Origin of the sequence: Cupriavidus phytohabitans, from assembly GCF_017815025.1 — a bacterium.
GTDB lineage: Bacteria > Pseudomonadota > Gammaproteobacteria > Burkholderiales > Burkholderiaceae > Cupriavidus.
On the sequence record NZ_JAGIQB010000012.1, the window covers coordinates 1 to 23,862 of the forward strand.

Consider the following 23,862-nt stretch of genomic DNA (forward strand, 5'->3'; position numbering starts at 1 on the left):
GGAAACGCCGGTCACGATGCCGGAATCGGCGGTCACGATAATCCGGAATGACCGGTCACGATCGGCCGGAATACGCATTCATAGGCTTCCAACGGGATGCCAGTCAGGATGATCTTGTCGTTGTAAATCAGCGTGGTTAGGTCTTTGTCCTTACCCTTCTTACCGTAGCGCATCTTCTCAACGCGGTAGTCGGCATCGGTCAGCAGCAATCCGCCGCCTTCAACGTGCAAGGGGTACTTCTCCACCGTCTCGAAGTTCAGATGCAAGTCGGCCAGCTTCCGACCAGCCTTGCAGAATGCCCAGAAGTCGGCTGCGCGCTTCACGCAAGGAATGCGCGGCAGTTCCTTAGCAAGATTGTCGGCGTAACGTTCGCGGTAGTCAGGCGAGTGCAGCAGGCCGTAGACGTAGTAGAAAACATCTTGCTTGCTGATCTCTTCGCCCGGATACGCTGAACGGAAGTGTGCAAGACCTTCATCGGTCAGTGCGTCGCGGCGATTGTGATTGCCATCTGTAGGAGTTGTCGCATCAAACAAGCCCACCTGTGGCGCATTTGCTTCAACCTCATCATCTGCGCTGTCATAGAGATACAGTGGAAAACATTGCGAACCGTCAATATCCACCATGTGCAGGCTTGGTACAGCGTTCGTCATCAACGTGCTAAACGCAACTTTGCCGCCCCTGCCGGAAACGCAGATAACACGGTTTTCTGTCGCCGCATCCGGAAAGATGCTAGGCATTTGGTAGCGACTCCAAAGGAAGTTCTTATCGTTGTACAGCCAATGTTTCGTGAACGGTCTATAAAGACTGGTGGCGATCAGCTTCGAGTCGACTTCAAGAATCTTACCCCGCCGTAGAGCGCCTTTCAAATCATCGGCCCAGCTAATCTTCGTTCTGTCTACTGTAATGAACTTATCAATATCTACGTCTTGCGTATCCGATGATGCTGATGCTGATTGGTATCGCTTGACATGCTCGTTGTAGAACTCCGTCATGCGCTGAACCTTGTTTGACAAGGAGGTCTTGGAAAACGCGAAAACCCAAGCATCTCGGTTTGTCTTTACACCCTGAGAGTAGCTTTCAAATAGCTTCAGCGATTGCCCCTTTTTGTCTCCCAAAACCATGAATTGGCTGAAGCTATTATCGCGCTGCTTCAGCCAGTCCGCGTGTTGGTCGGGGACGATGGGTTGCCAACGGCCAGCATTAGCTATGCCTGCCACACTGACAAAGGTGCTGATCCGTTCCAATTTCTCCTCACGACTCAGATAGTCGCCGATGTCGTGAAAATGAATCTGACCATGCTGTGCGGCTTTCGGATTCTTGACCAGCAAGGAAATGGCAATCGGCGCCCGGCTGCCACTACCGAAAATCTTGCCGCCTTCCCTGCGCGATTGTTCGCCAGAAGTACGCTGGTTGCCGCGCAAATGGAAAACGTAGATGCTGGAAAACTCTTCAGCCAGACACCGGCGCATTCCATCGGCAGAGTTCGCGTCCAGGAAACCAGCATTAGTCACGAAGCCGATCACCCCGCTATCACCGATGCGGTCTGAAGCCCAGCGAATGGCGCGGATGTAGCTATCGTAAAGCGACCTTACCATCGTGATGCTTGACTTGGCCGCGTAGGTTGACCGAATTCGGCCATCAAGATGGGGATATTCAACATTCTGGTTGTTGTCGTTGGCGCTTTCCTGACCCGCCGAGTAGGGCGGGTTGCCGAAGATGACACGGATGTCCAGCTTCTTCTGGCGCTTGCGGCGGGCGCTGTTATTCGCCAGCAGGGCATCTACCATGTCTTCCTTCTCATACAATTGGAAGGTGTCGGTCAGGCAGATGCCTTCAAAGGGCTGATACTTGCCGCCCACAGTGCCGTGGTACACGGCCTCGATGTTGATGGCGGCAATGTAGTAAGCCAGCAGTACAAGTTCATTGGCATGGATCTCATGCTTGTACTTGTGTGGGAGTTCTTCCGGTTTGATCAGCCCGCTTTGCAGCAGCCGCGTGATGAAGGTGCCGGTGCCAGTGAACGGGTCGATAATATGCACCCCCTTACTGCCAAGCGTCTGTCCAAACTCGGCTTGCAGGATGTGGGCGACGCTGTGGATGATGAAATCCACCACCTCAACCGGGGTGTAGACAATGCCCAACCGCTCGGTCATCTTGGGGAAGGCATTGCGGAAGAACTTGTCGTAAAGCTCAACAACGATTTTTTGCTTGCCTGCTGCGTTGTCGATACCTTGGGCACGCAGTTTCACGCTGTCGTAGAAGCGTTCAAGCGTGTCGGCTTCCTTGTCCAGCCGGTGCTCATGCAGTACGTCCAGAACATTCTGCATCGCGATGGACATCGGGTTGTGTTGTGCGAAGCTGTAGTCTTGGAATAACGCGTCGAACACCGGCTTGGTGATGAGGTGCTGCGCCAGCATTTCGATGATTTCGCCGTCCGTGATGCTGCCGTTCAGGTCATCGCGTAATTCGGCGGCGAAATCATCGAACGCATCTCGTTCCTTGGTGTTGGCCGGATTCTCGATGATGCCGGTGATGCGGTCGATGTGAGTGCGGGCGATCTTTGCAATGTCGTTGGCCCAGTCTTCCCAATGGTGCCGATTGCCGACCTTCTGGACCAGCTTGGCGTAGATAGCCTTTTCAATCTCACCGATCTCGAATTGCAGGTCGTGTTGTTCCTGCGGGGCAGGGCGCTTCTTGACCGCTTCGCCGATGGAGAAGCCGCCCTTGGCCGCATCCTTGTTCTTGGTGCCCTTCGTTTTTTCCTGTTTTTTCTGAATTTTGTCGGTGATGGCGATGACTTCCATCTTGCTGGTGTCCTTGCCGATCAAGTCCAGCTTATTGACCATCGCGTCGAAGCGGTCATCGTGCGAACGCAGCGCCTGCAAGACCTGCCAGACGACGGAATAGGTCTTGTTGTCATTCAGGGCCTCGTGCGGTTCCACGCCAGCCGGGATCACCACCGGCAGGATCACGTAGCCTCGCTTCTTGCCCGGTGCGTTCCGCATGACGCGGCCTACGGACTGCACCACGTCCACCTGCGAGTTACGCGGTGTCAGGAACAGCACGGCATCCAGCGCCGGAACGTCAACACCTTCGGACAAACAGCGAACGTTGCTGAGGATGCGACAGGTGTTTTCCGGCGCCTCGGATTTCAGCCATGCCAGTTTCGCTTCCTTCTCACTGGCGTTCATGCCGCCGTCTACGTGCTCGGCCTCGCAGGTCAGGCGGGTGATCTGTTCGATTTCCTCGGTTTCTTCGCTTTCCTGATACGCCTCAACCACCGATTGGAACATTCCAGCGATCTGCTTCGAACTGACCTTGTGCGTTTTGGCACCCTTCGAAACCTCGATGACCTGACAGAAGGCAACGGCGCGTTTCATGGCTGCGGCGTCGCCAACCAAGTCCTCGGTCAGGTCCTGCTTTGATAGCGCCTTCCAGCAACCGACGATCCGGGCTGCATCGTCTACCTTCAACTGATTGTTGTCGTCCCGCAGCAGGTCTTGCAGGCGTCGATTGACGTGCGCTTCTTCGACGGCCAGCACGATCACCTTGTAATCGACCAGCAATTGGCGCTTGACGGCTTCTGAGAAGGTGATGACGAATAGTTCCTTACCGTACAGCGATTCATCGTCCATCGAGCACAGTGCCACGTTGTCCCGTTCGGCACTGGCCTTGGCCGTGTCGCCATAGATGCGCGGCGTCGCCGTCATGTACAGGCGCTTGGCGGATCGAATGAATGTCGAATCGTGGACCTTGACGAAGGCGCTTTCATCATCGTCGCCGAAAGTCGCGCCGGTTGTGCGGTGCGCTTCGTCGCAGACGATCAGGTCGAAATCGGCCAGCCCGAATTCCTCCTGGGCGCGACTGATCACATTGATGGAGTGATAGGTGCTGAAGACGACGGACATGTGCGTGCCATCGTGCCGCTTCGCCATCTCCGTCGCCAACCGGGCCGAATCCGTTGTGGCCGGGTAGCGCAGTTCATGGACGAAGGTCTGGACGGCATCGTCTTCCTTCTTCCGCTTTTTACCCACGTCGCTGTCGGAACAGACGGCGAAGCTGTGGAGGGGCGTCTCGCTTTCCTGTGTCCATTCGGTCAAGGTCTGGGACAGTAGCGACAGACTTGGAACAAGGAACAGGACCCGCTTGCCTGCCCCGGCCAATGTCTCAGCGATCTTCAAGCTGGTAAATGTCTTCCCGGTGCCGCATGCCATGATTAGCTTGCCCCGGTCGGCATCCGCCAGACCATGAATGGCCCCGTTCAGTGCACTCTTCTGGTGGTCCCTTAACTGCTTCTTTGCCTTGATGACCGGCGTAGCCGCCTTTGGTTGGTACTGCGACCAATCGATCTGACTCTCTTCAAGGGCGGTCAAGTCAATCTTGCTGACTGGTGGCTGCTGGTCATAGAGGGCATCTTCGGCGTGGTCACTCCAATGATTCGTCGTGGCGACGATGATCCGGCGCGTGAACGGCTTCTTGCCCGATGCCGTGAAGAAGCTGTCGATGTCACTCTTCTGGACCTTATAGTCCGGTGCGTACAGCTTGCACTGGATGGCGTGGTACTCGCCGGTACCCTGTGTCTTCGCCACAAGGTCGATACCGGCGTCCCGCTTGTCCAGCCCTTGCAGGTCCGCCCATGCCGCATAGGTCCATACATCGCTGTACAGGTCGCGGTAGGTGGCTTCGTTCCGCAGGTAGCAGACGATCAACTCTTCGAAGTAAGTCCCCTTCTCCCGTTCGGTGACTGCGGCGGAGCGGAAGGTGTTCAGAAGCTGTTCGAGGGCCGTCATTCTTGTGTGCGGAAACAATTTGGCAAGGTTCAGCATTATGCCTGCCGACCGCAACGTCTCGGACACACTGTCAGCGATTGCTTGTCATGGATTGCTCAACGTTCCGCGCTTCCCGCTGTTACCAATCGACCGTTTTCTAACAGAGTTCCGAACACGACTCCAAGAACTGTTGGAAATATAGGGTTGACACATTCCAACATCAGTTGATATTCTGACACCCTTTTCCAACATATTGCGGGGCATGATGGCGATCTTCGGGTACGGCAGGGTCAGCACGCGAGAACAGACAACTGAGAACCAGCGCCTTGAAATCGAGAACGCTGGCTTCAAGGTGGATTACTGGTTCACCGACGAAGGCATCAGCGGAAAGACCCATGCGACCCAACGCCCGCAGTTCGTCGCCATGCTGGACAAGATTCGTGATGGTGAAACGCTCGTTGTGTCGCGCCTTGACAGACTTGGCCGGGATGCGGAGGACGTGCTGCGGACCGTTCGGACATTGGCGGAACGCAAGATAGAGGTTGTCGTCCTTCAGCTTGGCAAGCTGGACCTTGGGTCATCTGCCGGGAAGCTTATGTTGACGATGCTGGCGGCGGTTGCATCGATGGAAAGGGACTTGCTGGTGGAACGGACCCAATCTGGTCTGGCGAGGGCAAAAGCACAAGGGAAGGTGCTTGGCCGGCCATCCAAGACCACACCAGCCCAACGTGAAGAAATGAAGGGCAAGTATGCGACGGGAGAGACGGTCAGCGCCTTGGCCCGGACCTATGGCATCTCACGTGCCAGTGTGCTGGCGGTGGTGAATCCGTAGCGGGCTTGCCACAAAAGGTTGCGGATGTCAACTTTAGTTGACGGTGTGATCCAATTCCTGTATAATGTCGTTTTGGTGGCCAATTGTTCGCCGAATTCTGAAAAACTTCCGATGACTAAATAGTACTAGGAAGTGCCTGATTGGCGCTCAGCACCTCTGCTGGATGCCCCCAAGCAGACCCATGTTTCTTCAGGTCTCGCGTCTATATAAATTCCAAAGCGTTTTGTTGACAGCCTGTCGGTACGAACGTGCCCGTGGACTGGCATTGACATTACTCGATGCAGTAGATGTAGCGTTTCGTGCTGACGAGACATCTGCGCTGGCTGATTCAATTTCAGCATCTGGGCCTGACATGCCCGCCGTGCCTGTGATCTTCGAATGACAGGAAGCACTCATCACCGGTCAATTATCCGCGCAAAGCGTGGAAAGGTAGTGCCCGTTCTTTCGGTTGATGAGTATGTCAAATAACAGTGCGTATGATGATATAAGGGAATTTAAAAATAGGAAGCGCCCATTCGTATGGGTATATGTGCCATTAATAGGCACCTAAGCATGGATGCTCATGTGCTTCTAAGTCCGAGAAATCGGCAGGTTGTGGATAACCTACACGGAACCACCCCTTCATCAGTGGATACATACCCGCCACTTAAAATAAAGCGAAATGAGCGACTGACTAGGTCAGTCCATGTCCCCGGTGGGATGTACGCAACAGGTGATACCCCTCTCCCTGCCGAGAACAGCCATTAATGAGGGGCGGCACATTCCATGTCATGCGAAGTATGGGTGTGCCGCCCACATCTCATTTTTGTGCCGCACCTTGGGAGCAGGCCACAATTGTATCTAGTGATTTCAAAAATCACGGTTCTCGCAGGGCGGTCCCCACGTCACGCGATAGTTTCCTCAAACTAAAATATGGGGGGCGGCGCTATTGTGAATAGTTAAGTAACTAGTCTGATCTAATCAGTCACTAGTTAAAAACCAAAAACAAAAACACAAGTTATGAGCCGCAGGCGAATGGGCGCTTGCGCCCCGAATTAGTGACTAATCGTTAATAATTATTCACAATAGCGGGCCGCGTAGCGGCCACTCGGCTTCGCCTCGTAATCTGATGTAGGTCAAACCAGTGACATGAGTTGGCGCGAAGAGCCCAGATCAGTATCGATGGGATCAAATGAAGATTTAATTCGAGGATAATTTGGGCCGCTTTGCGGCCACTCGCTTCGCTCGTAACACAGCCAAGATATAGCAAGTCGGACTAGTGCTGGATTTCCGACCAGATAACACCTGTGAGTCAATTTTTCATCGATACATTTCTGGTGACGACTGATCACCACCTGTCATTTGTAACCGGATTCCTTTCTGGTCACGCACCTACCTCTTCTACTCATACTCGCGTACTGGCGTCAAAGCATCTGTAAGCTTGTTCAGGTCAGGCTTTCCGGCGCTTGCGTCACACCCCACACGAAACTCCGCAAAGCTATATGGCAAGTTCGCTCACGAACGAAATGACCCTCGTCCGTTGCTTCTTTGGCAGTCGGTGAAAGACCAGTAGAAGTTCGGCCTCGTCGTCTTCCATAGCGTAGAAATACGACGCGGGCACCTTCAGGACAGCGGCAATCCTCTCTACAAGCTGCAAATCAGGTGTTCTCTTCCCAAGTTCATATCGATTCATCCGTGTGCTTGCCGACATGGGGTCAAGCCCGGCTTCGATGCCAAGTTTTTCTTGCGACCACCCGGCACGCTGTCGGGCCTCTTTCAGTCGTTTTGCAAGTACGGACATTTCTGCCTTCTGGGATGTGAAGACAGGAATCGTCCGGCGTTGGTCTGGTGCGAATGCTACCGATTTGGTAGTATCGCGTCCTTGCAGACAACCGTCATGAGGTGCACATGAAGAACTGCCCGGCCTGTGCTGAACAAATTCAAGACGCAGCCTTGAAGTGTCGCTACTGCGGTACAGATTTGGCAGCCGCCGAAGCCGCTACCGCAGAGGCCGAAGCCGAACGGGGACTGAATTACGCATTGGGCATCTTCTTTGGGATCGTCGGTGCCGCGATCTTCGGCTTCTTCGCCTACCGGGCTTTCGTGGGTGGTGAACAGAAGATTGCTATGGTCATTGGCGGGTTCGCAGCAGCGTTCCTGGTCGTCGGACCGGTAGCGTCTCGTCTGGGCGATGCATTCAGGCAGGCCGTGATGCCGGACGTTGTGTTCGCACGTAGTGCGTCCGAACTTGCCGGCCAACAGTTGTTTTGGAGTTTCGGGCCGCAAGCCATTGCCGCTGTTGCCGCCTTCATCGGCATGGCGGTGCTACTGACCAAGCTGGTTCCGATGGAAGACATCGTGAACGAGGCGTTCGGTTCAACCCCGGCCAAGACCGTACAGGTCGCCGAAGCGCAGAACGAACCGACCAGTCTCACGTCCGCACCTGTTGAGCCGGACAAGCCGTCTGATCAAGTCGTCGCACAACAGCAGGCTGTGACGATGCCGAACCCAAGCCCACAGGCTGCTGTTCAGGAACCGGCCACTCCAGCAACGCCCGCACCTGCGGATGAAGCCAAGGAAGCACCGGCGACTTCTACAACAGTACCTGCCGTCCCCGAGAAGTCCGTGATCGAGGCTTCATTCGATTGCAACAAAGCAACATCGAAGATCGAGAAGCTGATTTGTTCGACCCCTGAGACTGCGGCTGCGGACAAGCGACTAGCATCCGCCTACAGCGCCGCCAAGGCGAAGTCCACCGACATCCATGCCCTGAAGGCGCAGCAGGTCGAATGGATGAAGCAAGAACGGAATGCCTGTACCGATTCGGCCTGTCTGTTGAAGGCTGTGGACGACAGAATTCAAAAGCTGGCGGCGTCATAACCAACCGCCCCACGAACGATAAAGGATGCCTGTGCGGCATCCTTTTGTTTTTCAGCTAGCCGTAGACCACCATGCTAGCGAACGACGGCGGCACTGTATTTGACAAAATTCCCACTGCGACATCGCCATCGACATGCTTTCAACGCTCATCCGGACGACAGCGGTTTGGTGTCGCGGAAAGTTCAACTTGACATTGGCTGCAGACCGCGAACATATCGGCGAACGCATACCTCGGATTGGCGATTGGAAGTTCGTCCGCGTCGGCACACTCGATCCATCTTGTACGCCCCACGAAAGGAGGGTGATTCGTCATCCTCTTGGTTATAAAATATCAAACTCAGACCAAATGACGGGTCTTCAGTTCATTCAATTCGATAACGATTCGCGGCGAAATCGCGATTCACATTGCCTGCGGAAGAGGGGGGAATCATGAAGGTTTTGGTATGGGCTGCAATTGCGTCGGCGGCAGTGAGCGTTTCCGGTTGTGCGACCTCCACTGCCCATTACTCTCCGCCCACCGCTTCTCAGGTTTCGGCATCGAAGACTGTTGCAACACCATTTGACGCGACATGGGATAAGCTCGTGAAGAATCTGGCGTCGGATTTTTTTGTTATCAACAACATTGACAAGAATTCAAGGCTAATCAACGTTTCGTTTTCGTCCGATAGGCCATCTGACTATGTGGATTGTGGATTTAGTAGTCGGACATTCAAGAATGCACGAGGTGAATCTTCTTATAATTATCGCACGGCGGATTCTGCGCAATTCACCTTCGCCAATAAGGACGGCATGGCATTTAACGTGAATCGCAAAACTAGGTTGGAAGGACGGATTAACGTTTATGTTGCGCCGGAGGCGTCAGGCACGGTTGTCAACGCAAACGTCAAGTATATTCTCGGGGTCAACATCGTTTCCGCTCCCCTAGGAGGTGGAGTCCCTGCGACGGCTAACATTCAAGCTGATTTTTCCACCAAAGCACCTTACGTCGGTAGCGATTTTACCTGCCATGCTAATGGAGCCATAGAATCCCGAGTGTTAGGGTTTGTGGAACGCTAAATGCCGAGAGAAGCTATTTCGACGTGATTTGGGATGTTGGACCAATCCGGCATGCCACGGTACTTCTGCTAGATTGGACGCCAATACGATTTGAACAAGAAATGAGGTGGCTCAATGGGTCGAAGGAGAAGGGAACCGTCTCTGAGCGACATCCTGCTGGATGCGCCGTGGTGGGTGTCGGCTGCGTTGGCCTTGGGCAGCTACATCGGGTTCCATGCGATCCTGCCTGCCTTGTTCGCCTCAAATCCATTCTTGATCGGCCTTGCCATTGTCAGTCGGTCCCTCGCATGGGTCCCGGCAACGATCTTCAGTTTCCTCGGATTTCTTGCGTATCTGCGCGCACGAAGGCGCCAGTCGGAGGCCGGTACCGGTTCTGGTGGTGCACGGCCCTCGCGCAAGGAGCGCAACCTTCGTGTAGTTCCTAGTCCCAGCCCTGTCGTGAACAGAAATCCCGAGGCGAGAGACAGGATCGATGAGGCGCTCTCGGTCCTGCGCCAGAACATTACGCCTGCAAAACCCACAGAATGGTCGCTGGATGCGCTCAAACAACTGGAATGGAAGCGGTTTGAGATGCTATGCGTGTGGTACTACGAGGCGATGGGTTTCGCCGTCAAGACGGTGCCTCATGGGGCAGACGGCGGTATCGATGCCACGCTGTACAAGGATGGACTGTCGGCACCCATTGCTGTCGTCCAGTGCAAGGCATGGCGTTCACCGGTCAAGGTGGAACCAGTTCGGGCACTTGGTGGGGTCATGCACTCGAAGCAGGTGAAGCGGGGCGTTTTCTGGTCGCTGGCAGGGTACATCGGCCAGCCAGTGCAGACCTATGCCGCCGAGGCAGGCATCCAGCTACTGGACGGTGCTGGCATCGTCGAACGTATTCGCGCACTCGATCAGTACAAGCAGGCGACGCTGCTGGCGCAGGCGTTTAAAGGCGACTACTGGACACCGACATGCGCGGCCTGCGGCGTGAAGATGGTGGAGCGGCAAGGTAGGGACAGTTCGTTCTGGGGGTGCCGCAACTACTCGAAGGGGTGCAAGGTCAGGCTTCCACGTGCCGCTTGATGCAGGCGGGACCTTTTGCCATCAGCCGAAAATGGGCAAGTGACGCGGCCCACAATTCTTGAGAGATTGTCTGTGCAAATTCAATGGGTGGGGAGATATAAGCTGTCGTTCGACAGCAACCGCTTCACGGTCGAATGCCCTTTGGGAACCGACAAGTTCTCCGGTCTTGCGACATCTGGCTTACCGAAGCTGTATGTCGTCAGTGTCGAAGATCGACCAATTTACGTCGGAATCACCAAGCAGCCTGTTCGGAACCGGTTACGTCTGGGGTGGAATGCATCAGGGGAGAATGGTTATCACGGTTACGCATGGCGGCATGCGCTGTCTGCGGCCAACTTGGACATATGGTGTCACCGTGATCCGCCCGAGACCGATCCGTGCTTAGACATCGAGACGATTGAGGCTGAGGTGGTCTACTTGATCCGACAGTCTGGTCAGTGGCCGCGTTTCCAGACTGAAATTCACTTTCATCCATCTACCGATGCGCATCGGCAATGGGCTTGCTCAATCGCAGAGAGGTACGATTTGAGACCAGAGGGTCAGCTTGCCGCCATCAGGGATGGTGCGAGACACGACCAACAGCTTGCCTGATGAAACCCGGCGCGTCTGGGCGGGCATAGAAGCAGCCGCTGCGTCGCCCCATCACAAATGAAATGGATCGCCATCCAGTCGCTTCAAGTTCGGTCGTGTCCGGGTACGGCTGCTCCGTGACATCCATCACGTGGCGAAGGTTGACGTAGAGAAGCAAGTCTGTCCCACGCTTGAAGTCAGACGAATACTTGTCGAGACTTGCCGCTCCTTTCTGACAGAGGCGGTATATCTCTCCGAGGCTCATGTCCTTCGGCGTAAAGGGCCGCAGCAGGTCTTTGGCTTCAGTGATGTTTTGCGCACGTTCTAACTCTTGCTTGTACTCGGCATGTCGTCGTCTGCCCGGGTCTAAAATCTCTTTGATCTCGAAACGGGCGTTGCGAAATGCAACGTCGGGCGGGTCTTGTTTGATGCTGATGATCTCGCCTTTCGCCGGGATAATTCCAAGATTTCGGACAAACGCATCTGCAACCCAACATTCGCGCTCATTCTTGTTTTGGGGCGCGAAGTATTCAACGGAGGCTTCAAGGTCTTTGCGGCGCTGCGCGATGAATTTCTGTTCGTCCATACCTTCCTTTGGTCCAGTGTGGGGAAAACTCAGATGATCGGAATGCAGTCCGCAAAGTCCACGTGGAACTTGCGGACGGCTGGCATGTTCCTTTGCGGATCGCCAGTGAGAATGGCGGTCAACTGTGCCGCGATGCAGACAAGCGCATTGGAGTTCCGCATTGCGTCAATTGCAAGCTGGACAGGGAAGCCGGAGAGCGTCCTTGCCAGCGGGTGAAGCCCGCCATGCGTGTAGCTACTCAGTGCTTTCCACGACACATCCTTAAATTGCCGAAGCTGGTCAACCAGTTGTGCCGGGGCTTCACTAGCATCCAATTGCTTCAGCATTTCCGCCAACATCGGCCCTTCGTTCGCCCTGCGGGCACTCTCGACGGTCAGGGGTTCGCCAAGTTTTTCCACCCAATTGTCCGTGGCGGCATGAAGCAGCCAGATGCCACGAACAAGGGATTCGTACTGAGGGCGCAGCAGGGATAGGGCGGAAGTACCCAGACCGTTGCCAATCAGTATCAGCGCACCCCTTGCGTGGTCCATTGACAGAAGCCCGGCCTGAAACGAGACGACGAAGCGTTTTTCCGGGTAGGGGATGAGACTAGCTACATGCGTCTCGACTGCTTCGTGTAGCTGTGCGGTCCGGTCAATTGCAGTAAGTAGCTTTTCTTCGGTCATATCAGTAGGTGCTGCCGGACTGGTGGCGGATCGGGTGGGACATCAGTGTACCGATGTCCCGCCGTCATGGATGAACGGACGGTTAGCCGATCTTCTTCGCCAGTTCGGCGGCGGAAGGATGGTAGTACCGCTTCAGCATGGTCAGGCTGCGGTGCCCGGATACTGCCGCCAGTTCGATCAGGTTTGGCAGCTTCGTCGCCAGCCGGGTGATGGCCGTGTGACGAAGGTCGTGCCAGTGCAGGTCAAGCAGTCCGGCCCGCTTACATGCCCGCTTGAACGCCTTATGGTGTGCCGGTGCATTGATTGGGAATACGCTTCCATCGATCCAACGCGGCAGTTCTTTCAACAGGGCTACCGCCTTCAGGGAAAGCGGCACAGTCCGTGCAGTTCCGTTCTTGGTCATCGGCAAGAAGGCAGTTTGGCTTTCGAAGTCGATGTTCTGCCAACGAAGTTGCAAAAGCTCACCCCGCCGCATGGCCGTTTCCAAGCTCAAGATAGCCATTGGCCGAAGCCACGGATTTCGGCGTGCAGTTGGTGCCAGCGCCGCCAGCAATCGGGCTTCTTCTTCAGCCGACAGCACCCGGTCTCTTCCCTGTGGCGTTGGCGGTTTGCGAATCGATGCAACAGGGTTTGTGATGTTGATGCCCCATTCGCGCCGTGCGTGGTTGATGATTGACGACAGGTAAGCCAGTTCGCGGATCACCGTACCCGCCTGTACTTGTTTCAGTCGTTCATCGCGATAGGCGGCGATTGCCATTGGCGTCAGCGCAGCCATGCTCAGTTTGGCAAGTCTCGTGCGACACATCGCACGCAGTCTGATGGTGTCTTCAGTGCCGCCACGCATCGACGGGCAAATGTCGCTTATGTAGCGTTCGAGAACATCCCCAAGGGTGGTCGATTCAGCCTCACTGCGGCTGACGAAACTACCCCGGTCCATATCCAACTCGATGGACCGTGCCCATCGTTCGGCATCTTGGCGAGTGGTGAATGTCTTTACTTCAAGCGGGAAACCTTTGCGACGAACACGTACCTGCCATCCGTCGCCTCTGCGGGATATGGAAGCCATTTCCTGTCTCCGGTGGAGCAGGATTGGAGCAAGATCGAATTTTTGTGCACTTCCGTCATCATCGTGCCGCGCCAGAGGGGCCGCAGGTGCTGCGCAATGCGGTCGAGAGTGACTGTCTGGAAAGCCTTGTGAATCAAGGGTTCGCCACCCAATCCCCCGACTTCCCGCCGTGCTTCTCCAGTAGCTTCACATTCCCGATCACCATGCCCCGGTCCACCGCCTTGCACATGTCGTAGATCGTCAGCAGCGCCACCTGCACGCCGGTCAGCGCTTCCATCTCGACGCCGGTCTGGCCGCGGGTCTCGGTGCGGACGGTGCAGGCGACGGTGGCGTTGGCCTCGTCGAGCGCAAAATCGACCGCGACCTTGGTCAGCCCGATCGGATGGCACAGTGGGATCAGGTCGGCGGTGCGCTTGGTGGCCATGATCGCGGCCACGCGCGCGATGCCGAGCACGTCGCCTTTCTTTGCATTGCCGTCGCGCACCAGTGCGAAGGTGTCGGGCAGCATGGTGATGGTGCCGGTGGCCACGGCCACGCGGTGCGTGCTGGCCTTGTCGCCGACGTCGACCATGTGGGCCTGTCCGGCGGTATCGAAATGGGTGAGCTGGGTCATGGCTGGGCGTTGTGCGGGAGGCCTTTGGCTGGGGTGAAAGCCGTCTGATGGGAACGGCCACCGGAGGCCGCTATCATAGCAACATGCCAAAACAACCATCGCTTCGCAGGTCTGCCGCACCCGGCCGTTGTGCTGCTGTGGATGCCGCGCCTGCCGGTTCGGCGTCACATCGCGGCCGCCCCGGGTCGCCATGGCGGCGGTCGCTGGCGGCGCTGCTGGCGCTGAGCATCGCGTCGCCGGCGTGGCCGCAGGCGACGCCGCGAACAGCGGCCGCAGCCCCGGCCTCGGCCGCTGTAGCGCCGGCCAGGCCGGCGGCGTCCACGCGCGCGCCGCAGCCGGTGCCATCGTTGTCCGGCGAGGCCAGCGACCAGGTCTACGACAACCTGAACCGCAGCATCAAGGCCGGGCAGAAGTCGGAGTTCGGCCTGCGCACCAATAACGCGGTGGTGGAAAGCGGCGGGGTGCAGCTGCCTGACCTGGGCGACCCGTCCACGGCATCGCTGTCGCCCGACATGGAAAAGCGCCTGGGCGACCGCATCATGCGCGATATCCGCCGCGATCCGCTGTACGTGCCGGATCCGCTGCTGTCGGATTACCTGAACGCGCTCGGCTACCGGCTGGTGCAGGCGGCGCGGCGGCAGAGCATCTCGGGCTCGACCGGAGCCGGCACCTTTGCCACCGGCTTCGACCTGTTCGCGGTGCGCGACCGCAGCATCAATGCCTTCGCGCTGCCGGGCGGCTATATCGGCGTGCATACGGGGCTGCTGGTGCAGTCCGACACCGAGTCGGAACTGGCCTCGGTGCTGGGCCATGAAATCGGCCACGTGATGCAGCGCCATATCGCACGCGGCATCACGTCGCAAGACCAGTCGATGTGGATCGCGCTGGCGTCGATGGTGCTGGCCGGCCTCGCCGCCACGCGCAGCCCCGATGCCGCGGCGGCGCTGGCGATGGGCGGGCAGGGCGCCGCCGTTGCGAACCAGCTGTCGTTCTCGCGCGGCGCGGAGCGCGAGGCCGACCGCGTCGGTTTCCAGATCATGACCGCGGCGGGCTTCGACCCGCAGGGCATGCCCGATTTCTTCGCGCGGCTGCAGCGCGTGTCCGGCATCTCGGAAAGCTCGGTGCCGTCCTATGTGCGCACCCACCCGCTGACTTCCGAGCGTCTTGCCGACATGCAGGACCGCGTGAGCCACGCCAACGCGCGCAAGGTGCCCAATACGCCCGAGTACGAGTTCGCACGGATGCGCGCGCGCGTGATCCAGGAATCGTCGCCGAGCGACCTGCAGGCCTTGCGCAACGCGCTGCGCGCGCAGTTGCCGGGCGCCTCGGCGCTGCGCGCGCCGGCGCTGCACTACGGCCTTGCCTTCACCGAGCAGCGCCTCGGCCGTGCCGCCGCCGCCGAGCAGGAACTGGCCGAGGCGCGGCGGCTGTACGGCACCATCCCCGGCGCCAGCTCGGGCAGCCCCATGCTAGACGTGATGGCGATCCAGCTGGCGCGCACGCAGGGCCGCGTGCCGGAGGCGCTGTCACAGGCCACGGCGTCGATGAAAGGCTTCCCGCTCTCTCATGCGGTATCGGTCGTCTATGCCGAGACCCTGATTGGCTCGGGCCGTTATGACGAAGCGGTGCGCTTCCTGCGCGAACGCACGCGCCAGGAAACCAGCCGCAGCGACTGGTGGGAGATGCTGGCGCGCGCGTACGCCGGCCAGGGCAAGCGGGTACAGCAGCACCAGGCGCTGGCCGAGAAGTACGCGATGGACGGCGCCTACCAGGCCGCGATCGAACAGTTGCAGATCGCCCGCAAGGCCGGAGACGGTGACTTCTATACGCTGTCCGAGGTCGACGCCCGCCTGCACCAGCTGGAACGCCAGTACCGCGAGGACAAGCAGGACAGCAAGGGCATGCCGAACTGAGGCCGGCCCGGTCAGCGCCGGTCGGCGTCAGGCCGCCGGCTGGCGCACGAAGCCGAAGCGCTTCGGCACCTCGCTTTCCGCGATGGGCTCGATCGGCAGGTCGCGGCCGTCGTGGTGGAACAGGCCGAGTTCGGTGCCGCAGGCTTCGCCATGCCAGGTGCTGCTGCCGCTGAAGGTCTCGAGGTCATGGTCGTGCAGCAGCGCTGCCTGCGTGCCATCCACGCCGTCGACCGTCCCTGACAGCACCACGTTGCCATTGTCGTCGGCGTAGCAGGCCTGCAGCGTGAAGGGCTGCCGCGAAGTCGTGCAAAACGCGCGCTGGTGCAGCCGCACGATCCACGGCGCGTACGCCAGCGCCACGAACACCTTCTGCGGCCCGTTCTGGAAGTACCACGCGCCGCGCTCGTCGCACAGGTAGTTGCGTTCGATGAAGGCGACCAGCGCTTCGTTGCGCACCGGCTCGCCGGACAAGCCGTGCTGCTGGGCGTATTCATTGCGCAGGCGCCACTGCCCGCGCCGGTCCAGTGCGAGCCAGCCATAGGCGTTGGGCACGTTGGGCCAGCGCGCCATGGCTTGCCTGACGATGTCGTCCATCTCCTTCTCCTCTGCCGCCCGGGCGGCACGCGCCGCCGGCGGCTTTACATCATGCTGTCGAAAAAGCGCAGGATCCGCGCCGGCAGCCATTCGATGTGGCCGCCGAAGGCTACGCCCCACTGGCTGTCGGGCAGCCACAGATGGCGCCGCCAGCCTTCATCCGGGGTCATGAAGCCGACATGGCCGCCATGCTCCGGCTGTTCCAGCCAGACCTGCGGGCTGACGTCGGTCGGGCCGGGCAGGTGCCGCCCGGGCAGGAAAGGATCGTTGCGCGCATTGAGCACCAGCGTGGGCACGGCGATCGCGCCGAGCACCGGCTTGCTGGCGGCGCGGCGCCAGTAGTCGTCGGTATCGGCATAGCCGTGCAGCGGCGCCGTGACCACGTTGTCGAACGCGTACAGGTCGCGGCTGGCCAGCATCGCCTCGCGGTCGAACAGGCCGGGGAACTGCTGCAGCTTGGCCAGCGACTTGCGCTTGAGGGTCTGCAGGAACATGCGCGTATAGAGCATGTTGAAGCCGGCCGACAGCGCCGCGCCGCCCGCGGCCAGGTCCAGCGGCGCCGAGATCGCGGCGGCGGCGTGCACATGGCCGGCACTGTTGCCGTCTTCGCCGAGCAGGCGCAGCAGCGCGTTGCCGCCCAGCGAGATGCCGACCACCAGCAGCTTGCGGCCATGGGCGCAGTGCTGGCGGTGCACGCGCTCCAGCACCCAGCGCAGCTCGGCCGAATCGCCCGAGTGGTAAAAACGCGGCGCCAGGTTGAGCTCGCCGGAGCAGCCACGGAAATGCGGGATCACGCCCTGCCAGCCGCGCGTGCCCAGCGCGTGCATCAGCGCCTGCGCGTAGTGGCTGTTTGAATCGCCCTCCAGCCCATGGAACATCACCACCAGCGGCGTGTCCGGCCGCAGCGGGTGGGTGGTCCAGTCGAGGTCGATGAAGTCGCCGTCAGGCGTGTCCCAGCGCTCGCGCCGATAGGCAACGCGCGGCGGGCGGCGCGAAAAGCGGGCGGGGATGATGGTCTGGGCATGGCCGCCGCGCAGCCACCAGGGCATGGCGATGCCGTCGCCGTAGCCGTGGCCATGCTCGGGCGGCGTGGCGGCAACAGGCAAACGATGCGTCAGGAGGTCGGGGCGCTGCGTCATGCCAGCTCGGTAATGCGGTCTAGCGGTCTTGCGTTCTTGCCTTCTCGCAGCCCTGCCCGGTTGCAGCCGGGCCGCGCGGCCCGGCAGGCTCAGTGCAACGCCTGGCCGGGCGCCGCGGCCACCGCGGCTACCTGCACGGCGTTGGCCGGGCTGCAGTGGATATGGGCCAGGCGCCAGCCTTCGTGGTTCTGCATCAGCACATAGGTGGTGTGCACGTACAGGTCGGCTTCGACCCGGTCGCTGCCAAAGCGCAGCGCCTCGGTGACGTCGAAAATCGACACGGCCATCGATGCGTGGCTGCTGGTTTCGATCGCGTCGACCAGCACCGGCTGCTCTTCCAGCAGCTGCGAGAACGCCTGGCGCAGTTGTTCGTGGCCAATCATGCGCTGGCCGTCGGGCAGCACGCAGGTGATCGAATCCTCGTCCAGCCACAGGCGCAGCGCGGCTTCGGCATCGCGCAGCTTGAGCGCCTCGCGGAAGGCTTCGACGATGTCTTCGGCAGAATCGAACAGGCGGGCAAAACGAGGCATGGTGGCAGTGTCAGGGTATCAGGGCCGGTGCAGCAGCTTGCGCAGCTCAACGAAGACCATTTCGGGTTCGATCTCTTTCAGGCAACGCAGGTGGCCCAGCGGGCACTCGCGCTTGAAGCACGGGCTGCACTCCAGCTGCAGCCACATGATACTCGCAGCCTGTGACAGCGGCGGCGTGTGGCGCGGATCGCTCGATCCATAGACCGCCACCTGCGGGCGGTTCAGTGCCGCGGTCACGTGCATCAGGCCGGAATCGTTGCAGACCGCGGCCTCGGACAGCGCCAGCAGGTCGACGGCGTCATCGAGCGAAGTCTGCCCGCACAGGTTGCGCACGAACGGCGCGTCCTTGACGATCTCGGCGGCGATCTCGGCGTCCTTGGCCGAGCCCAGCGTGATCATCTGCGCGTACGGGTAGGAGCGCCGCAGCATCTGCGCCAGCCTGGCGAAGTGGCCGGCAGGCCAGCGCTTGGCGGGGCCGTATTCGGCGCCCGGGCAGAACGCGATCACGCGCGTGTGCGGGGCGATGCCGAAGCGCTCCGCGGTCGCCGCCATGCGCGCCGGGTCGACGCGCAGGCGCGGCTCGGGGATGTTCTCGGGCAGGCGCGCGCCGGGCTTGAGCGCGAGGCGGGCATAGTGCTCGACCATCGGCGGACGGTGGTCGCGCGGCGGGTTGGCATGGCGCACGTTGAGCATGCCGAAGCGCGCTTCGCCACGGTAGCCGATGCGCAGCGGAATGCCTGCCAGCCACGGGATCAGCGCCGACTTGAGCGAATTCGGCAGCACGTAGGCGAGGTCGTAGCCTTCGTTCTTGAGCTGCTGCGCGAACATCAGCCGCGCCGACAGCTGCAGCTTGCCGTGCGCCAGGTCGGACGGGAATACGCGGCCGATCTCGGGCATGCGCGCGAGCACGGGCGCCACCCACTTGGGCGCGAGCGCGTCGATGACCAGGCGCGGATGGCGCGCCTTGAGCAGCGCGAACAGCGGCTGCGCCATCAGGGCGTCGCCGATCCAGTTGGGGGCGATGACGAGGGCTTTCTTCATGGGCGGGGCGCGGGAAGCCGGTTCGCCGGCACGATCGCAGACATGGGCGCCGGCGCAATCGCCGGCAACAGCAACGCCCCGGGGCGCCTGCTGGCGGCCCGGAGCGTCAGGGTCGTGCGAAAACCGGCGGCTCGGGTCAGTGGTGGCCCTTCAGCACGGTGCCCGGCTTGAGCTTGTAGACGGTACCGCAGTACGGGCACTTGGCTTCGCCGGTGTCGGCCACGTCCAGGAACACGCGCGGGTGGTAGTTCCAGGCCGGGGTGTTGGCGGTCGGGCAGTGCAGCGGAATGTCTTCGGCGCCGATTTCGATGATGGTGGCGGTTTGCGTCATGGTGTTGCGGGGATTGAGGCTTGTTGTTCGTCAAAACAAGGCATGCCCCGCGCGCACGGCGGCGGGTGCGGGGCACGAGGGCTGGCGGCCGGTGCTCAGACCAGCGTCAGCCACTTCTTGTACTTTTCGTCGGTGCCGCCCACGGCGGCAAAGAACGCGTCCTGGATCTGCTTGGTCACCGGGCCGCGGCGGCCTTCGCCGATGATGCGGTCATCCAGCTCGCGGATCGGCGTGACTTCGGCGGCGGTGCCGGTGAAGAAGGCTTCGTCGGCGCAGTACATCTCGTCACGGGTGATGCGCTTCTCGCGCACCTCGATGCCCAGGTCGCGCGCGATGGTCAGCGTGGCGTCGCGCGTGATGCCGTCCAGGCACGAGGCCAGGTCCGGGGTGTAGATCACGCCGTTGCGCACGATGAAGACGTTCTCGCCCGAGCCTTCGCTGACGTAGCCTTCGGTGTCGAGCAGCAGCGCTTCGTCGTAGCCCAGGCCGGTCGCTTCCTGGTTGGCGAGGATCGAGTTGATGTAGTAGCCGCTGGCCTTGGCGCGCACCAGCGACACGTTGACGTGGTGGCGGGTGAACGACGAAGTCTTCACGCGGATGCCGCGCTCCATGCCCTCCTCGCCCAGGTAGGCACCCCACGGCCACGCCGCGATCGCAACGTGGATGGTGTTGCCCCTGGCCGACACGCCCAGCTTTTCCGAGCCGATCCACACCAGCGGGCGGATGTAGCAGGATTCCAGGTTGTTGGCGCGTACCACTTCGCGCTGGGCGGCTTCCAGGGTGGCCTCGTCGAACGGCATGGCCATCTGGAAGATCTTGGCGGAGTTGAACAGGCGGCGGGTGTGCTCTTTCAGCCGGAAGATGGCGGTGCCTTCGGGCGTCTTGTAGGCGCGCACGCCCTCGAATACGCCCATGCCGTAGTGCAGCGTATGCGTCAGCACATGGATCTTGGCGTCGCGCCATTCGATCAGCTTGCCGTCCATCCAGATCTTGCCGTCGCGATCCGCCATCGACATGTCTATTCTCCCAGCGCCGTGAAAGTAGCAAAAACGACATTGTAAGCCCGGGGGGCATGGGTGCCAACGCGAGCGGCGGGGGGAGGGCGGGGGAATGCGGGAGAAAAAGGGGCAGCGGCGGACTAGAATCCTCATTTCCGTGCGTTTGCCGGCTCGCCGGTCGCATCGTCCGCGCCCGTCCCGACGCCAGTCCGTTCCCTCGTGCCTTTGACCACACATTCCGACCCGCATGCCGAACCCGGCCAGCCTGGCTGGGAGCAGGCGCTGGAAGCGCTGCGCGCGCTCGCCAGCGCCGAACCCGCCGCTGCCAGCGAGGGCGGCCGCCGCCTGCTGTGGGCGCTGACGCTGGAACCGGACGGCGCGGTGGCCACCCTCGAGCCGCTCGAGCAGGTGCGCGGCGCGCGCGGCTGGGGCAAGCCGAAGCCCGTAACGCTGGCGCGCGTGGCCGAGGATGACCGGCTCGAGCCGTGGGACGCACGCATCGCGCGCGCGATCCGGCGCGACGCCTCGCACAACCGGCGCTATGTGCTGGATCGCGCGGCGGCCGCCATGGCGCTGGTCGGCCATCCGGCCGTGGTGCTCGCCCACGCGACGTCGCAGACACTGGAGGTGGTCGAGGACGCGCCCGCGCTGGAGGCCGTGCACAGCGCCGGCCGCTTCGTGCTGCGCCTGTACCCGCCATTGCGCGAGGCGCCGGCGATGGAGGCCTTGCTGCCCGCCGCGGCGCGCCAGGAGGCCGAGGCGCTGCGCCAGGTCACGGTGCTGCGCGACGGGCCGCACCGGCTCAAGGTGCTTCGCTTCACCCCGGCGCAGTTCGACGCCGCGCGGCTGATCGGCGACGGGCTGGCGATCCCGGAGGACGGCCAGGCCCAGCTCGACCGCACCCTGCGGGCGCTGGCCGGCCACTTCCAGGTCCATGCCGACCAGGCCGCCGGCACGCGCCCTGTCGAAGCCGAAGCGAGGCTGCGTGCCGAGGTCGCGCCCATCGGCGGCGTGGCCGGGCGCGGCATCACGATGCGGCTGGTGGTCACGCCGCTGGGCCAGCTCGGGCCGAGGCTCGCGCCGGGCGCGGGCAGGGAACGCCTGATGGCCGCGGTACGGGGCGAGACGCTGGTCACGCAGCGCGATCTCGATGCCGAACTGGCCAGCGTGGCCGAGGTCTTCGCCGCGCTGCCGGTGCTGGTCACGCAGTCGCCGCCGGGCGGCGAATATACGTGGACACTGGACGACCCGGAGGACGCGCTGGCCGTGCTGGAAGCGCTGCCCGGCCTGCCCGCGGTGCAGGCCGTGGAATGGCCGCGCGGCAAGGAAATCCGCATCGTCGCCGCCGACCTGCCGCAGCTCGGCGTCCATATCGAAAGCCGCGGCGCCTGGTACCGGCTGGCCGGCGAGTTGCGCGTGGCCGAAGGGCTGGTGCTGGAGCTGGGCAAGCTGATCGACTGGACCGGCAGCCACGCCGGCCGCTTCGTGCCGATGGGGCAGGGCGTCTACGTGGCGCTGACGCGGGCACTGCGCGGCCAGCTGCGCGACCTGGCCGCGGTGGCCGAGCGCATCCCCGACGGCATCCGCGTGCCGCAGATGGCCACGCCGTGGCTGGACGACGTGCTCGCCGGCGCGGGCGTCGATCCCGACGCGCATTTCCGCCAGCGCATCGCCCGCCTGCGCGCGGCGCGCGACACGCAAATCACCGTGCCCGCCACGCTGGCGGCGGAACTGCGCCCGTACCAGGAAGCCGGCTACCGCTGGGCCATGACGCTGGCCGCCTCGGGGCTGGGCGCCTGCCTGGCCGACGACATGGGCCTGGGCAAGACCGTGCAGTCACTGGCGGTGCTGGTGGCGCGCGCGGCCGGCGGCGCCGCGCTGGTAATCGCACCCACCTCGGTGTGCGGCAACTGGGCCGCCGAGGCGCGCCGCTTCGCGCCCACGCTCAATGTCCACGTCTATGCCGAGGGGGCAGACACTGCGCGCGACACGCTGCTGGAGCAGGCCGGGCCGCAAGACCTGGTGATCGTCTCGTACACGCTGCTGCAGCAGGCGCGCCAGGATTTCTGCGCGCGCGACTGGCACACCGTGGTCGCCGACGAGGCGCAGGCGTTCAAGAATGCCATCACGCGGCGCGCGCAGGCGATGTTCGACCTGCGCGCCGATTTCCGCATGGCACTGAGTGGCACCCCGGTGGAAAACCGGCTGGCCGAGCTGTGGTCGGTGATGCGCTTCTGCAACCCGGGTCTGCTGGGCTCGCTGGCCCGTTTCAACGAGCATTTCGCCAACCCGATCGAGCGCGGCGGCGTGCGCGAGGCCCGCCAGCGCCTGCGCCGCATGATCGCGCCCTTCGTGCTGCGCCGGACCAAGGCACAGGTGCTCGACGAACTGCCGCCGCGCACGGAGCTGGTGATACGGGTCGAGCCCGAAGCGGTGGAAGCCGCGCACTACGAAGCGCTGCGCCGGCAAGCGCAGACCCAGGCCGAAGCCGCGCTGGCGCGGGTGGAGGCCGCGCGCAAGGCCACGCAAGACGCGCCGGCGGGGGCAAAGGCGCGCGCCCTCGCGCAGGCGCAGCAGCAGTCACAGGCGCGCATCCATGTGCTGGCGCAGATCATGCGCCTGCGCCGTGCCGCGTGCGACCCGCGCCTGGCCACGCCGGAAATCGCCAGCCAGCTGGAAGAGGGCGCCAAGCTGCGCGCCTTTGTGGCACTGGCCGGCGAACTGGCCGCCAGTGGCCACAAGACGCTGGTGTTCAGCCAGTTCGTCGATTTCCTGCAGCTGCTGCGCCAGGGCCTGGAGCGCGCCGGGCTGGCGCTGCAGTACCTGGACGGCGCCACGCCGGCGGCAGAGCGCACGCGCCGCGTGGCCGCCTTCCAGGCGGGCGAGGGCGATGTCTTCCTGATCAGCCTGAAGGCCGGCGGCTTCGGCCTGAACCTGACCGCTGCGGACTACGTGATCATCGCCGACCCGTGGTGGAACCCTGCCGCCGAGGACCAGGCCATGGGCCGCGCGCACCGTATCGGCCAGCAGCGCCCGGTGACGGTGTACCGGCTGATCAGCGCCGGCACCATCGAGGAGCGCATCGTCGACCTGCACCGCGACAAGCGCGCGCTGGCCGACGGCTTGCTGGAGGCGGATGACGAACGTGCCGCGGGAACCGGTGCGCCATTGCCGGATATCGACGAACTGGTGGGCCTGCTGCGCCGCTGAGCGCCACGCCATGCGCACCATATGC

Annotated in this window: 18 protein-coding genes; 6 read left to right on the top strand and 12 right to left on the bottom strand. The window is 61.6% G+C overall.

The window, feature by feature from the left end; all coding sequences use genetic code 11:
- Positions 1-32: 32 nt before the first annotated feature.
- Positions 33-4,790, bottom strand: a complete 4,758-nt coding sequence (locus J8I34_RS10335; protein WP_209805970.1) for a DEAD/DEAH box helicase — start codon at positions 4,788-4,790, stop codon at positions 33-35.
- Positions 4,791-5,031: 241 nt separating this feature from the next.
- On the opposite strand from J8I34_RS10335, the gene J8I34_RS10340 reads away from it, so the two are divergent.
- Positions 5,032-5,601, top strand: coding sequence for a recombinase family protein (locus J8I34_RS10340; RefSeq protein ID WP_209805971.1), 570 nt, complete (start codon positions 5,032-5,034; stop codon positions 5,599-5,601).
- Between the two features lie 1,477 nt (positions 5,602-7,078).
- Here the strand turns inward: J8I34_RS10340 and J8I34_RS10345 are convergent.
- A complete protein-coding gene (locus J8I34_RS10345) occupies positions 7,079-7,381 on the bottom strand; it encodes a helix-turn-helix domain-containing protein (RefSeq protein ID WP_209805972.1) in 303 nt (100 codons plus the stop codon).
- Between the two features lie 107 nt (positions 7,382-7,488).
- Here J8I34_RS10345 and J8I34_RS10350 point away from each other — a divergent pair, with 107 nt between their 5' ends.
- The 3 genes from J8I34_RS10350 to J8I34_RS10360 all read left to right on the top strand — a co-directional run bounded on the left by J8I34_RS10350 (position 7,489) and on the right by J8I34_RS10360 (position 10,581).
- Positions 7,489-8,460: a lysozyme inhibitor LprI family protein gene (locus J8I34_RS10350; RefSeq protein ID WP_209805973.1), complete on the top strand. Its 972-nt coding sequence runs from the start codon at positions 7,489-7,491 to the stop codon at positions 8,458-8,460.
- A gap of 429 nt (positions 8,461-8,889) precedes the next feature.
- Positions 8,890-9,516, top strand: a complete 627-nt coding sequence (locus tag J8I34_RS10355) for a hypothetical protein (protein WP_209805974.1) — start codon at positions 8,890-8,892, stop codon at positions 9,514-9,516.
- A gap of 192 nt (positions 9,517-9,708) precedes the next feature.
- The gene (locus J8I34_RS10360; RefSeq protein WP_371748060.1) at positions 9,709-10,581 is read left to right on the top strand and encodes a restriction endonuclease; all 873 of its coding nucleotides are present in this window, start codon (positions 9,709-9,711) and stop codon (positions 10,579-10,581) included.
- 553 nt (positions 10,582-11,134) lie between these two features.
- Here J8I34_RS10360 and J8I34_RS10365 read toward each other — a convergent pair.
- The 4 genes from J8I34_RS10365 to moaC all read right to left on the bottom strand — a co-directional run bounded on the left by J8I34_RS10365 (position 11,135) and on the right by moaC (position 14,081).
- Positions 11,135-11,737: a DUF1780 domain-containing protein gene (locus tag J8I34_RS10365; protein WP_209805976.1), complete on the bottom strand. Its 603-nt coding sequence runs from the start codon at positions 11,735-11,737 to the stop codon at positions 11,135-11,137.
- A 29-nt stretch (positions 11,738-11,766) separates the two neighbouring features.
- Entirely contained in the window at positions 11,767-12,402 is a 636-nt protein-coding gene (locus tag J8I34_RS10370) for a DUF6988 family protein (RefSeq protein WP_209805977.1), read from the bottom strand.
- A gap of 82 nt (positions 12,403-12,484) precedes the next feature.
- Positions 12,485-13,468, bottom strand: coding sequence for a tyrosine-type recombinase/integrase (locus J8I34_RS10375; protein ID WP_209805978.1), 984 nt, complete (start codon positions 13,466-13,468; stop codon positions 12,485-12,487).
- Between the two features lie 133 nt (positions 13,469-13,601).
- Entirely contained in the window at positions 13,602-14,081 is a 480-nt protein-coding gene (gene moaC / locus J8I34_RS10380) for a cyclic pyranopterin monophosphate synthase MoaC (protein ID WP_209805979.1), read from the bottom strand.
- A gap of 83 nt (positions 14,082-14,164) precedes the next feature.
- On the opposite strand from moaC, the gene J8I34_RS10385 reads away from it, so the two are divergent.
- Positions 14,165-15,994: a beta-barrel assembly-enhancing protease gene (locus J8I34_RS10385; protein WP_209805980.1), complete on the top strand. Its 1,830-nt coding sequence runs from the start codon at positions 14,165-14,167 to the stop codon at positions 15,992-15,994.
- 27 nt (positions 15,995-16,021) lie between these two features.
- Here the strand turns inward: J8I34_RS10385 and J8I34_RS10390 are convergent, their stop codons facing one another.
- The 6 genes from J8I34_RS10390 to J8I34_RS10415 all read right to left on the bottom strand — a co-directional run bounded on the left by J8I34_RS10390 (position 16,022) and on the right by J8I34_RS10415 (position 20,645).
- Positions 16,022-16,588, bottom strand: coding sequence for a DUF2946 family protein (locus tag J8I34_RS10390; RefSeq protein ID WP_029048157.1), 567 nt, complete (start codon positions 16,586-16,588; stop codon positions 16,022-16,024).
- A gap of 44 nt (positions 16,589-16,632) precedes the next feature.
- Positions 16,633-17,727 (bottom strand): YheT family hydrolase, encoded by a 1,095-nt coding sequence (locus J8I34_RS10395; RefSeq protein WP_209805981.1) that lies wholly within the window; start codon positions 17,725-17,727, stop codon positions 16,633-16,635.
- An 89-nt stretch (positions 17,728-17,816) separates the two neighbouring features.
- Positions 17,817-18,257, bottom strand: a complete 441-nt coding sequence (locus J8I34_RS10400) for a YybH family protein (RefSeq protein WP_029048155.1) — start codon at positions 18,255-18,257, stop codon at positions 17,817-17,819.
- 18 nt (positions 18,258-18,275) lie between these two features.
- Positions 18,276-19,298 (bottom strand): lipopolysaccharide heptosyltransferase II, encoded by a 1,023-nt coding sequence (waaF, locus tag J8I34_RS10405; RefSeq protein WP_029048154.1) that lies wholly within the window; start codon positions 19,296-19,298, stop codon positions 18,276-18,278.
- A gap of 136 nt (positions 19,299-19,434) precedes the next feature.
- The gene (locus J8I34_RS10410) at positions 19,435-19,629 is read right to left on the bottom strand and encodes a zinc-finger domain-containing protein (RefSeq protein ID WP_010812205.1); all 195 of its coding nucleotides are present in this window, start codon (positions 19,627-19,629) and stop codon (positions 19,435-19,437) included.
- Between the two features lie 95 nt (positions 19,630-19,724).
- Complete coding sequence (locus J8I34_RS10415) at positions 19,725-20,645, bottom strand: branched-chain amino acid transaminase (RefSeq protein ID WP_029048153.1); 921 nt, start codon at positions 20,643-20,645, stop codon at positions 19,725-19,727.
- A gap of 201 nt (positions 20,646-20,846) precedes the next feature.
- Here J8I34_RS10415 and J8I34_RS10420 point away from each other — a divergent pair, with 201 nt between their 5' ends.
- The gene (locus J8I34_RS10420) at positions 20,847-23,837 is read left to right on the top strand and encodes a DEAD/DEAH box helicase (protein WP_209805982.1); all 2,991 of its coding nucleotides are present in this window, start codon (positions 20,847-20,849) and stop codon (positions 23,835-23,837) included.
- Positions 23,838-23,862 lie beyond the last annotated feature (25 nt).

Coding starts and splice junctions, on each gene's coding strand:
- J8I34_RS10335 (WP_209805970.1), bottom strand. CDS start 4,790: ATGACGGCCCTCGAACAGCTTCTGAACACCTTCCGCTCCGCCGCAGTC.
- J8I34_RS10340 (WP_209805971.1), top strand. CDS start 5,032: ATGATGGCGATCTTCGGGTACGGCAGGGTCAGCACGCGAGAACAGACA.
- J8I34_RS10345 (WP_209805972.1), bottom strand. CDS start 7,381: ATGTCCGTACTTGCAAAACGACTGAAAGAGGCCCGACAGCGTGCCGGG.
- J8I34_RS10350 (WP_209805973.1), top strand. CDS start 7,489: ATGAAGAACTGCCCGGCCTGTGCTGAACAAATTCAAGACGCAGCCTTG.
- J8I34_RS10355 (WP_209805974.1), top strand. CDS start 8,890: ATGAAGGTTTTGGTATGGGCTGCAATTGCGTCGGCGGCAGTGAGCGTT.
- J8I34_RS10365 (WP_209805976.1), bottom strand. CDS start 11,737: ATGGACGAACAGAAATTCATCGCGCAGCGCCGCAAAGACCTTGAAGCC.
- J8I34_RS10370 (WP_209805977.1), bottom strand. CDS start 12,402: ATGACCGAAGAAAAGCTACTTACTGCAATTGACCGGACCGCACAGCTA.
- J8I34_RS10375 (WP_209805978.1), bottom strand. CDS start 13,468: ATGGCTTCCATATCCCGCAGAGGCGACGGATGGCAGGTACGTGTTCGT.
- moaC (WP_209805979.1), bottom strand. CDS start 14,081: ATGACCCAGCTCACCCATTTCGATACCGCCGGACAGGCCCACATGGTC.
- J8I34_RS10385 (WP_209805980.1), top strand. CDS start 14,165: ATGCCAAAACAACCATCGCTTCGCAGGTCTGCCGCACCCGGCCGTTGT.
- J8I34_RS10390 (WP_029048157.1), bottom strand. CDS start 16,588: ATGGACGACATCGTCAGGCAAGCCATGGCGCGCTGGCCCAACGTGCCC.
- J8I34_RS10395 (WP_209805981.1), bottom strand. CDS start 17,727: ATGACGCAGCGCCCCGACCTCCTGACGCATCGTTTGCCTGTTGCCGCC.
- J8I34_RS10400 (WP_029048155.1), bottom strand. CDS start 18,257: ATGCCTCGTTTTGCCCGCCTGTTCGATTCTGCCGAAGACATCGTCGAA.
- waaF (WP_029048154.1), bottom strand. CDS start 19,298: ATGAAGAAAGCCCTCGTCATCGCCCCCAACTGGATCGGCGACGCCCTG.
- J8I34_RS10410 (WP_010812205.1), bottom strand. CDS start 19,629: ATGACGCAAACCGCCACCATCATCGAAATCGGCGCCGAAGACATTCCG.
- J8I34_RS10415 (WP_029048153.1), bottom strand. CDS start 20,645: ATGTCGATGGCGGATCGCGACGGCAAGATCTGGATGGACGGCAAGCTG.